Source organism: Tamlana crocina (assembly GCF_012037625.1).
In genome coordinates this window covers 121,651-137,410 of record NZ_JAAVJS010000010.1, presented here as the reverse complement: position 1 = coordinate 137,410, position 15,760 = coordinate 121,651, and the positions used below count along the sequence as shown (strand labels likewise).

Genomic DNA, 15,760 nt, shown 5'->3' with positions numbered 1-15,760 from the left:
TTTCAAAACTTCATCGTCGTGCGTACATTAAAAACACGTGGCGTTAAATAATTGGGTATGGCGTACTGGCGTTTGGTATTTACATCGCGCACCCATGTATTGGTAATGGAATTTTGTACATCAAAAATGTTGAAAATTTCAAATCCGAACGAAAGCTCCTTGAATGGTTTTTTCCATCCGCTGTTAAATTGTTTTTGTCCTTCAACCAAAACAAACTGTAGCCCTAAATCGGCTCGTTTGTAATCCGGTAGGCGCGTTTGGTACACGTAAGGGTCGGCGTAACTAGGCGAACCTCCTGGCAGCCCGGTGTTGTAAACCAGGTTTAAATACATTTTCATGTTTGGTACATTGGGCACATAATCCTGAAATAGCGCCGCAAACTTTAAGCGTTGGTCGGTGGGGCGGGAGATATATCCGCGGTTTTCAATGTTTTCTTCAGTCTTCAAATAGCCAAAACTAAACCACGATTCGGTACCTGGAACAAACTCGCCGTTTAGTCGCATATCCAATCCGTAGGCATAAGCCTTGGCGCTGTTGTTTGCACGATAACGGATGCGTACGTTTTCCAAAGTATAAGGGTTGACATCGCTTAAGTTTTTATAGTACAGCTCTGAAGTGAGTTTAAACGGACGCTCCCACATTTTAAAACTGTAATCGTTCCCCAATACCAAATGAATTGATTTTTGAGCTTTCACATTCGGTTGAACCACACCGTTGGCATCACGAAGTTCGCGATAAAACGGTGGTTGGTAATACATACCTGTAGCTACTCTAAAAAGCATATCTTTTTCCCAATCGGGTTTGATGGCGAATTGCGCACGCGGACTGAAAACAGTTTGAGAAGATGGCGCAATGCCATCGCCGCTAACCGTCCAATTATGGGCTCTAATACCTGCATTGTACCAAACATCGGTATTGCCCCAGCTGCTGTGTTTGCTCCATTGGGCGTAGGCCTGAAAGCGGTTTATGGTCGTGTTATTCGTGGCGCGAACATTGTTATAGGGCTCCAATGGGCCGGTAAATGGCACATAAGGCTGTTCGTTGGATGAGGTTTTAGGCGGACGCAAAAAAAACCCTGCCGAGTCAATCACTTCCCATTCCACCAATCGGTCGCGGATGTTTTCATGGGTGAATTTTGCAGACCATTCAATGCGGTTATCGTTAATTTTAAAATCGCCTTTATGCTCAATATTCGTAATTAAGGCGTCTAAATCGTTTCGGCCGTGCGTTAGTTGGCTGCCAATGCCTTCGCTAAATTCTACTTCGCCTAAATTTTCGTCGCCTATATTGTTGTTTACTTCGCCTAATCGGTACTGTGCAAAAATATCGAAATACTCCTCTTCGGTCGTGTGGTAGGTCGAGGTAATGAGTTGCAGCGTTAAGTCGTCGTTTACAAAATACGAACCTTTAAATGCTCCGAAAAGCGTTTGGTAGCGGTCTTTTTCCTGGCCTTCGTAAAACACGATAAGTGCCACAGGGTCGGCCAAGGTTCCAAAATTGGTCTGTCTTGTTTGTGGTTGGTAGTCGTAGGTGTTCAACGAAGCGTTCCCTAAAAAGCTCAAATGGAATTTATTGGTGAATTTATAGGTGAAAAACGCTTGGGCGTCTGTGAAAGACGGCCGGAAATTGGTTTCTGTTTCTTTGGCATTTACTAGCAAACTATTGTCGCGATAACGTAGCCCCACAATGCCCGATAATTTTGAATCTTTGCTCACGTTTTCAACGGAAAGGCTTCCGCCGAGTAAGCTCAAATCGGCATTCACTTCAAATTGATACGGGTTTTTATAAGTAATGTCCAAAACAGAAGATAGTTTGTCTCCATATTTGGCTTGAAACCCACCAGCGGAAAAATCGACGTTTTGAACCAAGTCGGTATTTACAAAACTCAATCCTTCCTGCTGTCCTGAGCGAACCAAAAACGGACGATAAACTTCAATGCCGTTAACGTAAACGAGGTTTTCATCGTAATTTCCACCGCGAACCGAATATTGGGTACTCAACTCGTTGTTGTTGCTTACACCTGGAAGTGCCATCAATAAATTTTCAACACCGGCATTGGCACCCGGTATTTTTCTTATGGTTTCTGGGTTTAGGGTAACCACACCTTCAACCTCTTTTCGGCGGTCGCCACTAACAACCACAACTGCAATTTGCTCAACGGTATTGTTCATTACCGGGTTAAATTCGTAAACCTCGCCGTTTTTTAAGTTGAAAGTGCTCTCGACCTTTTTGTGAGAAATATGTGTAAAAACTAAGGTGATATCTTGGTTAATGGGGATATCGATGGTGTAAAAACCATTTTCGTTGGTTTTGGTGCCGGTATCTCTGTTGCTTTTTATGTTTACATTTTCAATAGGTGTATTGCTTTCATCGAGAATTATACCTTTTACGGTAGCGGTTTGCGAGAAGCCAATGGTAATTAAAGAAAAAAGTAAACAAGTGGTTAGTAAGAGTTTTGCTTTCAAAGATGTAAAAAGTTTATTTGCGGTAAAATAACGCTTCAAAAGTAGAATTATTTCCAACATTATCGGTCACAATCACTTTTAAATTGTTTTTGGTTTCGGTTATTATTCCATCGTTAAAATCGTGCGTTAGGGTTTTGGTTTTGTAATCGTATTCCATTAAAATCCATTTGCCGTTAACGGTGGCCCTGTAATTTGAAATGCCCGAAGCGTCGTCATCAATTTTAATTTTTAAATAATGGTAATTACTCATCCACTGTCCATCTTTAAAATTTGAAGCTGAAATAGTGGGTGCAATGGTATCAGTAGCAAGAGTGTAAGTGCCCAGTTTTTTAGAGCTCGCTGTTAGGATTTTGTCATTTTTTTTAGTGTAAGTGTAAGATGGATATTGATTGTAACCCACCAAACGCGCTACATAGAGTTTCTTTAGGTCTTCGTCGGAATATTTACTGGCATCAAACGTTATGCTGAAGTTTTTTTGGCAGGCCATAATGTCGTCATGCAGTATTAAAGTGTCGTTTGTTACTTCAAAATCCAAATAAAAATCATCGTAAAAGGTGTCTTTATAAAAATCGACGCTAACTGGTCCTTGTTTTAAATTGGTGGTTTGATCAGCTTGTATAAAATATGGTGTAACCTTGGCGTGTTCGGGTTCACCCATGCTGTTTTTAGTGCCCTTTATTTGAACGGTCACCCACGATTCGTTGTTTTTAAAATCGGTTACCCTAATCTTAAATACCGACTGGGTACTGTCTTGTACGGTAATGATGCCGTTGTTAAAAACTGGCTTAATAATGCTGAGCGGATTATTTTTTTTGAACAGTTTCTGGATGCGTTCGCGCTCTGTAGTATAATGGGCGTAATCAATCAGTTCATTGAGGTGTTTGGTTTCATCAAATGAAAAACGACGAAAATCCAGTTCGAAATTTTTACTACCATTAACGAACGACTGGATGTTGTAAACCCCGTTGGAATTAGCCGCGTAATCCTGTCTGTCGATGGTTTCTATGCCAAAGCCAATGTTACCGATGGCTTCAATATTTTCGGCAATATAATCGCCATTTTGTAAAGGTGTTAAGCGTAATTTCTGTTTGTTTTGAAACTTATTGACAAACGAATTTTCATCCAACGGATACACGTATAACGAATGCACTATAGGATACGAGGTATCTTTTATATCAATGCCAAATAGCATGGGGTTAATGGGGCGCTCTTGTTTGTCGCGTATTTCGTAATGCAGATGCGGCCCGCCAGAACCCCCGGAGTTTCCGCTATAGGCTACAAGGCTGTCTTTGGTAACGGGCAGCGTTCCAGCGCTTGGGAAGAGCTCGATTTCGTAAGACTCTTTTTCGTATTGGTGCTTTTTAACATAAGCTTCAATCTCAGGAGCGAATTTTTGTAAATGCGCATAAACCGTTGTGTAGCCGTTAGGGTGGGTGATGTAAAGCGCTTTTCCGTAGCCATAATGTGACACTTTTATCCGGCTTATAAATCCGCTGGCAGAGGCTTTCACTCTCAAACCTCGGCGTTGTTGGGTTTTAATATCAATGCCGGAGTGGAAATGGTTTGACCGCAATTCGGCAAAGGTGCCAGAAAGTATCAGCGGAATTTCTAAAGGACTACTAAAATAATCCTGCGGATAGTTGTTTTGGGCATTTACAACTATTGAAAACACTAAAAAAAGAGTAGGTAAAAATCGCATAAAAAAGTATTGTGCTAAAATATTAATTAGAAGTGAAATCGCCAAGCATTGTGCAAAAATCGAGCCAATGGGAAATAGGTGGCTATGATAAAATGTGTTTAAAATTTTATGAAAAAACAATTGTTATTCTTAATGAGGTATGTTAACTTTGTGAGGTAAGTATTGGATTTTGCAAATGGGTAATATTGAGGATATTGTAGATTCTTTAGAAAACAAGATTAGTAAAGTATTACACAAACTAGAGCTTTTGAAGCTTGCTAATGCGAAATTAAAGGAAGAATTAGACGTTTCAAAGCAAGAAGTAGCCGCCCAAAAAGAAGTGATTTCGAATTGGGAAGAAAAATACGAAGCTTTAAAAATGGCAAATTCCATGCTTGGTAGTAACGATAATAAAAGAGAAACTAAGCTTAAAATAAATGCGCTAATTAGGGATATAGATCATTGTATTGCCCAACTATCAGATTAGCACAACATCACACTCAATGTCAGAAAAGCTTAAAATCAAACTGTCTATAGCTAATAGGGTGTACCCGTTAACTATCGAAGCCCATCAAGAAGAGGGGCTGCGCAGGGCGGCCAAAAACATTGAGGTTATGATAAAACAGTTTGAGCAAAGTTATTCTGTTCGAGATAAACAAGACGTGTTGGCCATGTGTGCCCTACAGTTTGCCTCTCAGGTAGAGCAGAAATCTATCGATAAGGCAAATGTTAATGAGCATGTTGAGAATAAACTCAATGCGCTGCACGGTTTGTTGCAATCGCACTTAATCTCTTAGTCGTTCTTTAAAATAAGTAAAAGTTACTGCCTACATTAGTTATTTTTTTTGATAAACTCAACGTTAATTCTTTAAAAAGGGTGAGTTTAAGTTGTAAAAGCAGGCCGCTAGTGCCGAACTTGTTTCGGTATCTATGGGCGGATCCTTGATCAGCTTGTTAGCCCTAAACTTGTTTTTAAGGAGTTTATACAAAACTTTATGCTGGTGTAGGCTTTTTTTATATATGTAAATTAACTAAATCAAAGATGGACAACTCAATTATATTTGCAGTGGGTGGTGTTATTTTAGGGCTAATTTTAGGCTTTATAATAGCTAAAATACTAGAGAAAAATAATGCTTCAAAATTGGTAAAGGAGGCCAAGAAAAATGCCGCCTTAATTCTTAAGGAAGCCAATAGTGAAGGTGAAAGCATTAAAAAGGACAAGATTCTTCAAGCCAAGGAAAAATTCATTGAACTTAAAGCTGAGCATGAAAAGGTGATTTTGGCGCGCGACAAAAAGATGGACGAAGCCGTTAAGCGTACGCGTGATAAAGAATCGCAGGTTTCGAGTGAACTTTCCAAAACCAAAAAACTTAACGACAGTTTAGAAGGAAAAATAAACGACTACAATCACCGATTGGAAGTGCTAGATAAAAGACAGGAAGAGGTTGACAGATTGCATAAAAGCCAAGTACAGCAGTTGGAGGTTATTTCTAGCCTTTCGGCGGAAGAAGCCAAAGAGCAGTTGGTTGAATCGCTTAAAGGAGAGGCTAAGAATGATGCTATGGCTTACATTCAAAGCACTTTGGAAGAGGCCAAATTAACGGCAGAGCAGGATGCTAAAAAAATCATAATTAACACGATTCAGCGAATTGGTACAGAGGAAGCAGTTGATAATTGCGTGTCAGTTTTCAATATTGAATCGGATGATGTTAAAGGACGAATTATCGGTAGGGAAGGACGTAACATCCGCGCCATTGAAGCGGCTACAGGTGTTGAGATTATCGTTGACGATACGCCGGAAGCGATTATATTATCCTGCTTTGATTCCGTTAGGAGAGAGGTAGCCAGACTATCGTTGCACAAATTGGTAACCGATGGACGAATTCACCCTGCGAGAATCGAAGAGGTGGTTAAAAAGACCCAAAAGCAGATTGAGCAAGAAATTATTGAAGTGGGTAAACGTACCGTTATCGATTTGGGTATTCACAATTTGAATCCAGAATTGATTAAAATGGTTGGTAGGATGAAGTACCGTTCGTCTTACGGTCAAAACCTATTGCAGCACTCGCGCGAAGTAGCTAAGCTTTGTGGAGTGATGGCTGCCGAATTAGGATTGAATCCGAAACTGGCCAAGCGAGCCGGTTTATTGCACGATATTGGAAAGGTGCCAGATGCCGAAGCCGATATGGAAACACCACACGCTATTTTAGGAATGCAGTGGGCTGAAAAATACGGCGAGAAACCAGATGTTTGTAACGCAATTGGGGCACACCACGACGAGGTAGAAATGAAATCGTTATTGGCGCCAATTATTCAAGTTTGTGATGCTATTTCTGGTGCTAGACCGGGAGCACGTCGCCAAGTATTGGACAGCTATATTCAGCGTTTAAAAGATTTGGAAGATATTGCTTTTGGCTTTACGGGCGTGAAAAAGGCTTATGCTATTCAGGCGGGTAGAGAACTTCGTGTAATTGTTGAAAGTGAAAAGGTGGACGACCAAAAGGCAGCCGACCTATCATTCAACATTTCGCAAAAAGTACAAACCGATATGACTTATCCTGGCCAGGTTAAGGTTACCGTAATCAGGGAAACTAGGGCGGTTAACATCGCCAAATAAGTTATTCCTGCGAAAGCAGGAATCTCTAGTTAAATATTTATAATAAGAATCCAGTTCAAAAAAGAGCTGGATTTTTTTGTTTATCGACTTTTACGAGGGTGGAATTTCTCAACCGTTTCAGTTAAATGTGTTTTGTCCATGTGCACATAAATTTCGGTAGTGGTGATGCTTTCATGGCCCAGCATTAGTTGGATGGAACGTAAATCGGCGTTATTTTGCAATAAATGTGTCGCAAAAGAATGTCTGAAGGTATGTGGTGAAATGCTCTTTTTTAGCCCGATTTTTTCAGTAAGTTGTTTGATAATGGTAAATACCATGGCGCGGGTGAGTTGTTTGCCCCTTCGGTTTAAAAACAAGGTGTCTTCATGTCCATTTTGTATGGAAAGGTGCGTTCTGACTTCGTTTTTGTAGATGTTGATGTACTTTTGGGTCAGGTCAACAATGGGTACAAAACGCTGTTTGTCTCCTTTGCCCGTAACTTTTATAAAGCCTTCTTCAAAAAACAGATCTGAAATTTTCAGGTTTACAAGTTCGCTAACACGTAATCCGCAACCGTATAAGGTTTCCAGCATGGCCCGATTCCGTTCTCCTTCCGGTTTGCTTAAATCTATGGTGCTTATGATTTGGTCAATTTCCGCTTCCGATAAAGTGTCAGGTAACTTTCTGCCAATTTTAGGTGATTCAATGAGTTCCAAAGGGTTGCTTTCCCGGTAATCTTCAAAAACCAAATAATCGAAAAAACTTCTAAGACCAGAAATAAACCGCGATTGAGACCGTGCACTTACGTTTTTGGCTGTTTCATAAATGCACTCTTGAATGGTTTTGGTGGATACATCGATAGGTGAGGTGGTGATCTTATTGTTTTCTAAAAAAGAAACCAGTTTTTTTATGTCGAGTGCATAATTGTTGATGGAGTTTTCTGAAAGCCCACGTTCAATTTTTAAATACAATTGATAATCCTTAAGTGCATTTTGCCATTTCATAACTGTAAAAATAGGTAAATAGGGTTTTATTTTTCAAATTTTGTAATACGTAATTCTACGTATATTAATTGTTTTTTGTTAACAACTAAAAGTTTAAATGATTGATAATTAAGTATTTGATAAAAAATGTTAATAAAATTGTTGATAACCTAATTAGTTTTGTAGGATTTTCCAAAAATTTGACCTTAATTTGTCAATATCAAACTAAATACATTTAATATTATGAAAAAATTATTTTTATTGGCTGCTATTGCAGTATTCGGAATTACAGGCCTAAATGCTCAAGGGCAGTTTAATGGAGGTGTTAATGTTGGACTTATCACTGGAGATTTTAGTGATTTTTATTCTTTTAACATTACTGTAGACGCTTCTTATTTATGGGAGGTTTCTGATCAAATTCAAGCAGGTGTAGCAACGGGTTTTTCTCAGTCTTTTGGTAAAGATACAGATTTTGGAGATGCTGAAGATGCTCAATTTTTGCCCTTAGCTGCAGCAGGACGTTTCAATGTTTCTGATGAATTCACATTGGGTGTAGATTTGGGATATGCAGTAGGCATTAATGATGGTAATGATGGTGGTTTTTACTATGCACCAAGAGTTCAGTATGCTGTGAGTGAGTCTCTTGATGTTGTACTTGCCTACAGAGGAGTTAGTATTGACGCTGGTCCTGTAACAGTAGGTTTTAATACAATAACTGCTGGTGTAGAATTTGGATTGTAATCTACACGATAATTTAAAGAAAAAGGGAAGTTAAAGCTTCCCTTTTTTTATTGATTAAAATAAAAGCAATTAATAATATAATTTTATAGTAAACTAAATCTATTTATGTTTGTTACATAATTCAATTAAATATATTATGAAAAAAGTTTCAATTTTAGCAGTGCTTTTTGTTTCTCTAGTAATGAGTCTAAACGCGCAAGACACCAAGTTTGGAGCAACTGCTGGTTATAACTCTTTAATTGCCTCAGTAAAATTTGATGGTATATCGGCTTCAGATAATGTCTCTGGGTTTTACGTTGGTGTATTTGCAGATATAAAAACTTCTGAAAAATTCCATATTCAACCAGAAGTGCAGTATGTTAACTCAAGACAGGATGGAGAATCTGGTAATTCTTTAGTTATACCATTAATGGGGAAGTTTAATGTTTCAGAACAATTTAGCTTACTATTTGGGCCTCAATTAGATTTTATTTTAGAGGAATCCGACGGGGTTAAAAAAACGGGTATAGGATTATCTGCAGGAATGAGTTATGATATTACTAACAAGGTTTTTGCTTCTGCAAGGTATTCTTTAGGTTTAAACAATAGATTAGATGATGATGCGTTTGTTTTTCCTGATGAAGATTCCGGAATTGATCCTAGTGATATTAAGACGAAGTTTAACTTTTTGCAAATAGGTCTAGGATTTCGATTTTAATTAGAGATCATATTTAACTTAAGCCGAAGTATCCTATATTTCGGTTTTTTTATATTTCAACTTTTGTATTTTTACTGCATGAAAAAAATAATCATCATCAACGGCCCCAATCTAAATTTATTGGGTAAGCGCGAGCCTAATATCTACGGAAGCCTAACGTTTACTGAATTTTTTGATACTATAAAAGATAAATACCCCGATGTTGAATTGAGCTATTATCAATCGAATATTGAAGGAGAAATAATAGATAAGTTACATGAGGTAGGGTTCAGTTTTGACGGTGTAGTTTTAAATGCGGGTGCTTATACCCATACGTCCATTGGAATTGGTGATGCCATCAAAGGCATTGAAGCGCCGGTGGTTGAAGTACATATTTCAAATACATTTGGACGGGAAGAGTTTAGACATCAATCGTATATTTCGCCGAATGCGAAAGGTGTTATTTTAGGTTTCGGACTGCAAAGTTACGAGTTGGCTATTCAAAGTTTTTTCCCCTCCTAGCCTCCCCGAAGGGGAGGAACCCCACTCAAACTTTTTAATTGTGGACAAAAAATACGGTAATAAAAAATGCTGGTGAACAAATTTGTTCACCAGCATTTTTTATTATTTTCAAGAGTGTTCCTCCCCTTCGGGGAGGCTAGGAGGGGTCGTTTATATATGAATCACTTCATCATAAGCCGCGGCAACGGCTTCCATCACTGCTTCACTCATAGTTGGATGAGGGTGAACGGCTTTTAATACTTCGTGCCCTGTAGTTTCAAGTTTTCTACCTAAAACAGCTTCGGCAATCATATCGGTTACTCCGGCACCAATCATGTGGCAGCCCAACCATTCGCCATACTTGGCATCAAAAATAACTTTCACGAAACCATCTTTGTTTCCACCAGCACTGGCTTTACCAGAGGCCGAGAACGGGAATTTCCCTATTTTTATATCGTAACCTTTTTCTTTGGCAGCTTTTTCGGTTAATCCAACGCTAGCAATTTCTGGCGTACAGTAAGTACATCCAGGAATGTTGCCATAGTCGATAGGCTCAACATGCATTCCAGCAATTTTTTCAACACACAAAATACCTTCAGCAGAAGCCACGTGCGCCAACGCTTGCCCTGGAGTAACATCGCCAATAGCGTAATAACCCGGCATGTTGGTTTGGTAGTAATCGTTAACGATAATTTTGTCTCTATCAACCACAATACCCACATCTTCCAATCCGATGTTTTCAATATTGGTTTTAATTCCAACGGCACTTAAAATGACATCGGCCTCAAGAACTTCTTCTCCTTTTTTAGTTTTAACTGTAGCTTTTACGCCTTTTCCAGAAGTATCTACTTTAGTGACCTCGGCAGAGGTCATTACATTGATACCACTCTTTTTAAACGAGCGCTCCAATTGTTTTGAAACGTCTTCGTCTTCAACAGGCACTACGTTTGGCAAATATTCAACAACCGTTACTTCGGTGCCCATGGAGTTGTAGAAATAGGCAAACTCCACTCCAATAGCGCCCGATCCAACCACAATCATTTTTTTAGGTTGCTTTTTCAAGCTCATCGCTTCACGGTAACCTATTACTTTTTCGCCGTCTTGTGGAAGGCTAGGCAATTCGCGACTGCGCGCTCCGGTAGCAATAATAATATGGTCGGCACTGTATTCGGTACCATCAACATCTACTTTTTTGCCTGGTTTTATTTTTCCGTAGCCATTAATAACGTCTATTTTGTTCTTCTTCATTAAAAACTGAACCCCTTTGCTCATCCCGTCGGCCACACCACGGCTGCGCTTTACTACAGCATCAAAATCGTGTTTTGCGTCTTTTACGGTTAAACCATAATCTTCAGCATGTTTCAGGTATTCAAATACTTGGGCCGACTTCAATAAGGCTTTAGTTGGGATACATCCCCAGTTTAAACATACGCCCCCAAGATTTTCTTTTTCAACTATAGCGGTTTTAAAACCTAATTGCGATGCTCTAATAGCCGTAACATAACCACCAGGACCACTTCCAAGAACAATAATATCGTATTTACTCATTTGTTAAAATTTAGGCTACGAATTTACGAAATCGAATTTTAATAAGGAATTTAGAATGCCGTAAAATTTGCATCTTTATACTACCTTTACCCAGTAAGTATCAATTTATGAACATACCAAGAACGAGTTTTCCCAGAATTGTAATTATAGGGGGCGGATTTGCCGGAGTGGCGTTGGCCAAAAAACTGTCAAAACAAGAAGTGCAGGTGGTGCTTCTCGATAAACATAACTACCACACGTTTCAACCTTTGCTGTATCAGGTGTCTACCGGCGGATTAGAGCCCGATTCCATTGCGTACCCCATTCGGAAAATATTAAAGGATTTTCCTAATTTTTACTTTAGGTTGGCGAATGTCGAGGAAATCGACACGGAGAAAAACAAAGTGGTTACCGATATTGGAAAGTTGAAATTCGATTATTTGGTGGTGGCTTCGGGTTCAACAACCAATTATTTTGGGAATGCTGAAATTGAAAAGAACAGCATGGCCATGAAAACTGTGCCGCAGTCGCTCAATTTGAGAAGTTTAATTCTTGAAAATTTTGAAGATGCGCTGTTGACTTCCGATTTAAATGAACGCAACGCTCTGATGAATTTTGTAATTGTGGGTGGCGGACCAACTGGCGTGGAATTAGCCGGCGCTTTGGCTGAAATTAAAAAAGGTATTTTGCCAAAGGATTATCCAGATTTGGATACACGTATGGCTCAGATACACATTATTCAATCGGGCGATTGTATTTTGAAAGGCATGAGCGAAAAGGCCTCACACAAAGCTGAAGATTTCCTTGAAAAGTTGGGCGTTCAGGTATGGAAAAATGTACGGGTAACCAATTACGACGGAAAAACCGTTACCACCAATACCGATTTAACTTTTGAAACCGCCACAGTAGTTTGGGCAGCAGGCGTAAAAGGAGCGACCATTAAAGGTTTGGATGCCGAAGATTTCATTACCCGTGGTAACAGGATTTTAGTAAACGAATTCAATCAAGTAAAAGGCTTTGGTCATATTTTTGCAGCTGGCGACATTGCTTGTATGGTTACCGATGAGTTTCCCAATGGCCTGCCCATGATGGCACAGCCGGCCATTCAGCAAGGTGAGCAATTGGGCGATAACATGCTGCGCCTCATTGAAGAAAAACCTATGGAACCGTTTAAGTATAAAGACAAAGGTGCTATGGCTACCATTGGAAGAAATAAAGCCGTGGTCGATTTAAAACGTTGGAAATTTCAAGGTGTTTTTGCGTGGTACGTTTGGATGTTTGTTCACTTGTTCTTTCTTATTGGTTTTAGAAACCGTATGGTGGTTTTTGTAAACTGGGTGTACAATTACATTCGGTTTGATCGGGAAGCCCGATTGATTATCCGGCCGTTTAAGAAGAAGTTGAAATCAGAATAATTACAAATCATACTTAAAATGGATGTTTTTCAATAAAACCGATGTGCTATACTACTTTTTTCCTTTTCTTTGGTTTTGGCTTATTAATTGCTACGCAATGAAACCCTCCACCGCTTCTGTTCAACTCTATACAATCGAGCATGACAATTTCTTTTTCAGGGAATATACTCTTAAATATAATTTCTACCTTAGAGTCCTTGGAAATTGCTTCATCGCTCTTTAAATACTGGGCATAGCTTGGTACAATTACTTTATTTTTAGTGATAATAAAGTTTAGGTAACTGGTGGGTTTTATAAAAATTTTAGTTTCATTGAAGTTTGATTCTTTTTCAAAAAGTAGAGGGGCGACAGGTATCCGAATTATATTTAACGGATTACCATCTTGATCTAAAGAATTTTTTAAGATAGTGTAATTTTCTTCCAATCGTTTATTAGCTATTTTTGATATAGGGTTAGTATTTGTTTCATTTTTATCTACTTCGGCAAGCAAAACTGTATTTGGAGAAATAAATCTGCAAAAATTATCTATATGGTTCGCCCCATCTGTGTAAATATTTTCAAATATGGGCGTTGTGGCAAACACGGCATCTTGGGGAAGCCCCCTTTTTAACCATATAATTTTTTTTACGCCTATTTTTTTTCTCAACTCCTTAGCTATCATGTCTTTGGTGAGGCTTGGGTTGCTTACTAATTCATGTTCTTCAACCAAAATAGCCAACCCTTTTCCATTTAATTCTCGGGCACCGCCAATTCCCACAATTTTAGAAGCTCTGAGTCGTTCCTTTACAAAGGCTTGGTATTCATAGGGAAATATATTTTCTGTATGATTGTAGTAATTAAAACTTAAAATTTTGGTTTTATTTGTTTTTTCATTATTCAAGAAAACTGGGCCAAAGTCTCTAATCCAAATATTATTATTGGTAATACTTTGTAATTGAACATTGTCCATATTAACGCCATATAGGTTTAGTTGACAAAATAAACTATCTAGGTGGGTTGGTTGAGGTACAAATAATGTTACTTGGTCGTCCTCAGCTAAATTCTTTATAAACCCCTTATAGGTTTTAACATGCGTACTAGACCAAACCACCAAATGAGATTCAGTTTCATCAAAATCGGTAGAGGCTTGATATTCTTGGTTGTATCCTATAAAAAACCATGTTAAACTTAGTGCCATCACCAGGAAAGCAATAACAATTTTTATTGTTTTCATATAATACATTTAATCGGTCTAAATTAAATGTAAATTCATTTAATAAAAAAGTTAATTTTTAGATGGTTTTAATAAAAAAAGAATTCCTTAACGCTCTGTGTTTGGGTTTCTGTTGAAATTTCATTCCTGTGAAATCGAAGATTCATGAGTTCAAAAATTAAGAATAAGTACCCATGAATAAAACGGAAATCTAAATACGGTACCGAAAGCTTTCGGATATGTTTTTTCAACTTGTACGGTCAAAAATGAAACGAGCGAAATATTCCTACGTATCTGTCTCGGAATAGTTCGTTTCAAGAAATCTTTTATTTAAAAAGAAACCCCTATAGCATCAAGGATTATAATGTTTTTCGTTTTATGTGATTTGTGGTTTGGATGAAATTTTAAAGTGAGTAAATAGGTAAAATAGATACGTATCGATTATAAATCGCAGAGGGATTGAAAAATCATTTGAAAATCAAAGCCAAGGTTTTTATGGGAGGTTTTTATTCGTAACAAAATCTAAGGCTACTCCGTTTATACAATGCCTTTTTCCAGTGGTGTTTTTAGGGCCGTCGTTAAAAACATGTCCCAAATGGCCGCCACAGGTAGCACAGTGTTCTTCGGTGCGTGCGTAGCCTAAATCATAATCGGTTGAAAAAGCCACGTTGCCTTTTATCTCACGGTCAAAACTGGGCCAACCCGTACCAGAATCGAATTTATGTTCACTTTTAAAAAGTGGTGTTTGGCATGCTGCGCAAACGTAAACACCGGCTTTGTAGTTTTTGTTCAACGGACTCGAAAAAGCACGTTCTGTTCCAGCCTTGCGCAAAACGTAAAATTCCATATCGGTCAGTTCAGCTTTCCATTCGGCTTCGGTTTTTGTAATCTTAAAATCTGTTTTCTTGGGCTTTTGCGTGTTTCCTTTGCAATTGAATAAAAGTATGGCTAGGACCACTAAGGCTGTTTTTTTCATGAAATGTTTTTTTAAACTAGTCGTGATTGGGTCAAAAACTTAACGTTCTCAGCCAAAAGAATAGTGACAAATTATTGATATTAGTGTCGTAATATAAAGGTATGATTTTTGTATTTTTATAATCGAATAAAAGTTTTAAACGATGACATTGAAAAGAACATTTATAATATTAGGGTTGCTTTTGTTGGTAATTGCTTGTGCCACAAACCCTTTTACAGGTAAAAAAACCATGGCATTAGTGCCGAACTCACAATTATTCCCAACATCTTTTGCTCAGTATAACCAATTCTTAAATGAGAATAAGGTAATTACGGGGACTAAAGATGCTGAAATGATAAAACGAGTTGGGCAGCGTATTGCTGTTGCAGCCGAACGTTATCTGAATGCGAACGGGCATCAAGGATATTTGGCCGATTATAAATGGGAGTACAACCTTGTTGCTGACAAAACCGTAAATGCTTGGTGTATGCCTGGGGGTAAAATTGTTTTTTACACCGGTATCTTGCCCATAGCTGATGGAGAAACTGGCGTAGCTGCCATTATGGGGCATGAAGTGGCGCACGCTTTGGCCAATCATGGTCAGCAACGTATGAGTGCCGGTATGTTGCAACAATTAGGTGCTGTTGCTGGAAATATCGCTATTCAAGATGAGCAATCCAGAAACGCTTTTAACCAATATTACGGAGTAGGTTCGCAGGTTGGTGTGATGTTGCCTTTCAGTAGGGCGCATGAAACAGAAGCCGACCAAATAGGCGTATACTTAATGGCTATTGCCGGTTATAATCCTACTGAAGCAGCCGAATTATGGAAACGAATGAAAGCCAACAGTGGCGGGCAAGCTCCACCAGAAATTTTAAGTACGCACCCATCAAATGATAGCCGTATAGCCAATTTAAAAGCCTTGGCTCCAAAAGCCATTGCCGAAGCTAAAAAATATGGGGTGGCATCGTTTAGATAACACAACAATAACTTATAACTAAAAATATTTTTCTACTTTAGAAGCTGCTAAA

At 38.6% G+C, this 15,760-nt stretch carries 14 protein-coding genes and 1 other RNA gene; 9 read left to right on the top strand and 6 right to left on the bottom strand.

What is annotated here, in order from left to right:
- Positions 1-2: 2 nt before the first annotated feature.
- Positions 3-2,525: a TonB-dependent receptor gene (locus HC176_RS09005; protein WP_167917866.1), complete on the bottom strand. Its 2,523-nt coding sequence runs from the start codon at positions 2,523-2,525 to the stop codon at positions 3-5.
- Positions 2,479-4,164 (bottom strand): M23 family metallopeptidase, encoded by a 1,686-nt coding sequence (locus HC176_RS09000; protein WP_167917865.1) that lies wholly within the window; start codon positions 4,162-4,164, stop codon positions 2,479-2,481. Before HC176_RS09000 ends, HC176_RS09005 begins: the two co-directional genes overlap by 47 nt.
- Before the next feature lie 175 nt (positions 4,165-4,339).
- Between HC176_RS09000 and HC176_RS08995 the strand changes: the two genes are divergently transcribed.
- The 4 genes from HC176_RS08995 (at position 4,340) to rny (ending at position 6,760) form a co-directional block, all read left to right on the top strand.
- Complete coding sequence (locus HC176_RS08995) at positions 4,340-4,630, top strand: hypothetical protein (RefSeq protein WP_167917864.1); 291 nt, start codon at positions 4,340-4,342, stop codon at positions 4,628-4,630.
- 16 nt (positions 4,631-4,646) lie between these two features.
- Complete coding sequence (locus HC176_RS08990) at positions 4,647-4,940, top strand: cell division protein ZapA (protein ID WP_167917863.1); 294 nt, start codon at positions 4,647-4,649, stop codon at positions 4,938-4,940.
- 55 nt (positions 4,941-4,995) lie between these two features.
- A non-coding RNA gene (gene ssrS / locus HC176_RS08985) (6S RNA) lies at positions 4,996-5,126 on the top strand.
- Positions 5,127-5,185: 59 nt separating this feature from the next.
- The gene (gene rny / locus HC176_RS08980) at positions 5,186-6,760 is read left to right on the top strand and encodes a ribonuclease Y (protein ID WP_167917862.1); all 1,575 of its coding nucleotides are present in this window, start codon (positions 5,186-5,188) and stop codon (positions 6,758-6,760) included.
- Between the two features lie 80 nt (positions 6,761-6,840).
- Here rny and xerD read toward each other — a convergent pair whose 3' ends face one another.
- Entirely contained in the window at positions 6,841-7,743 is a 903-nt protein-coding gene (gene xerD, locus HC176_RS08975; protein ID WP_167917861.1) for a site-specific tyrosine recombinase XerD, read from the bottom strand.
- Positions 7,744-7,965: 222 nt separating this feature from the next.
- Between xerD and HC176_RS08970 the strand changes: the two genes are divergently transcribed.
- The 3 genes from HC176_RS08970 to aroQ all read left to right on the top strand — a co-directional run bounded on the left by HC176_RS08970 (position 7,966) and on the right by aroQ (position 9,661).
- On the top strand, positions 7,966-8,463 hold the full coding sequence (locus HC176_RS08970; protein ID WP_167917860.1) for an outer membrane beta-barrel protein: 498 nt from the start codon (positions 7,966-7,968) through the stop codon (positions 8,461-8,463).
- A gap of 136 nt (positions 8,464-8,599) precedes the next feature.
- Positions 8,600-9,160 (top strand): porin family protein, encoded by a 561-nt coding sequence (locus HC176_RS08965; RefSeq protein ID WP_167917859.1) that lies wholly within the window; start codon positions 8,600-8,602, stop codon positions 9,158-9,160.
- Positions 9,161-9,238: 78 nt separating this feature from the next.
- Complete coding sequence (aroQ, locus tag HC176_RS08960; protein WP_167917858.1) at positions 9,239-9,661, top strand: type II 3-dehydroquinate dehydratase; 423 nt, start codon at positions 9,239-9,241, stop codon at positions 9,659-9,661.
- Between the two features lie 150 nt (positions 9,662-9,811).
- Here the strand turns inward: aroQ and lpdA are convergent, their stop codons facing one another.
- The gene (gene lpdA / locus HC176_RS08955; RefSeq protein ID WP_167917857.1) at positions 9,812-11,188 is read right to left on the bottom strand and encodes a dihydrolipoyl dehydrogenase; all 1,377 of its coding nucleotides are present in this window, start codon (positions 11,186-11,188) and stop codon (positions 9,812-9,814) included.
- Between the two features lie 107 nt (positions 11,189-11,295).
- Here lpdA and HC176_RS08950 point away from each other — a divergent pair, with 107 nt between their 5' ends.
- Positions 11,296-12,582, top strand: a complete 1,287-nt coding sequence (locus HC176_RS08950; protein ID WP_167917856.1) for an NAD(P)/FAD-dependent oxidoreductase — start codon at positions 11,296-11,298, stop codon at positions 12,580-12,582.
- A 46-nt stretch (positions 12,583-12,628) separates the two neighbouring features.
- Here HC176_RS08950 and HC176_RS08945 read toward each other — a convergent pair whose 3' ends face one another.
- Both HC176_RS08945 and msrB read right to left on the bottom strand, forming a co-directional pair.
- Positions 12,629-13,795, bottom strand: coding sequence for an agmatine deiminase family protein (locus HC176_RS08945; protein WP_167917855.1), 1,167 nt, complete (start codon positions 13,793-13,795; stop codon positions 12,629-12,631).
- Positions 13,796-14,267: 472 nt separating this feature from the next.
- Positions 14,268-14,750, bottom strand: a complete 483-nt coding sequence (gene msrB, locus HC176_RS08940; protein ID WP_167917854.1) for a peptide-methionine (R)-S-oxide reductase MsrB — start codon at positions 14,748-14,750, stop codon at positions 14,268-14,270.
- A 142-nt stretch (positions 14,751-14,892) separates the two neighbouring features.
- Here msrB and HC176_RS08935 point away from each other — a divergent pair, with 142 nt between their 5' ends.
- Entirely contained in the window at positions 14,893-15,708 is an 816-nt protein-coding gene (locus HC176_RS08935; RefSeq protein WP_167917853.1) for a M48 family metallopeptidase, read from the top strand.
- Positions 15,709-15,760: the final 52 nt, after the last annotated feature.

Excerpts from the sequence above, each read along its gene's own strand:
- HC176_RS09005 (WP_167917866.1), bottom strand. The coding sequence starts at position 2,525 with ATGTTGGAAATAATTCTACTTTTGAAGCGTTATTTTACCGCAAATAAA.
- HC176_RS09000 (WP_167917865.1), bottom strand. The coding sequence starts at position 4,164 with ATGCGATTTTTACCTACTCTTTTTTTAGTGTTTTCAATAGTTGTAAAT.
- HC176_RS08995 (WP_167917864.1), top strand. The coding sequence starts at position 4,340 with ATGGGTAATATTGAGGATATTGTAGATTCTTTAGAAAACAAGATTAGT.
- HC176_RS08990 (WP_167917863.1), top strand. The coding sequence starts at position 4,647 with ATGTCAGAAAAGCTTAAAATCAAACTGTCTATAGCTAATAGGGTGTAC.
- rny (WP_167917862.1), top strand. The coding sequence starts at position 5,186 with ATGGACAACTCAATTATATTTGCAGTGGGTGGTGTTATTTTAGGGCTA.
- xerD (WP_167917861.1), bottom strand. The coding sequence starts at position 7,743 with ATGAAATGGCAAAATGCACTTAAGGATTATCAATTGTATTTAAAAATT.
- HC176_RS08970 (WP_167917860.1), top strand. The coding sequence starts at position 7,966 with ATGAAAAAATTATTTTTATTGGCTGCTATTGCAGTATTCGGAATTACA.
- HC176_RS08965 (WP_167917859.1), top strand. The coding sequence starts at position 8,600 with ATGAAAAAAGTTTCAATTTTAGCAGTGCTTTTTGTTTCTCTAGTAATG.
- aroQ (WP_167917858.1), top strand. The coding sequence starts at position 9,239 with ATGAAAAAAATAATCATCATCAACGGCCCCAATCTAAATTTATTGGGT.
- lpdA (WP_167917857.1), bottom strand. The coding sequence starts at position 11,188 with ATGAGTAAATACGATATTATTGTTCTTGGAAGTGGTCCTGGTGGTTAT.
- HC176_RS08950 (WP_167917856.1), top strand. The coding sequence starts at position 11,296 with ATGAACATACCAAGAACGAGTTTTCCCAGAATTGTAATTATAGGGGGC.
- HC176_RS08945 (WP_167917855.1), bottom strand. The coding sequence starts at position 13,795 with ATGAAAACAATAAAAATTGTTATTGCTTTCCTGGTGATGGCACTAAGT.
- msrB (WP_167917854.1), bottom strand. The coding sequence starts at position 14,750 with ATGAAAAAAACAGCCTTAGTGGTCCTAGCCATACTTTTATTCAATTGC.
- HC176_RS08935 (WP_167917853.1), top strand. The coding sequence starts at position 14,893 with ATGACATTGAAAAGAACATTTATAATATTAGGGTTGCTTTTGTTGGTA.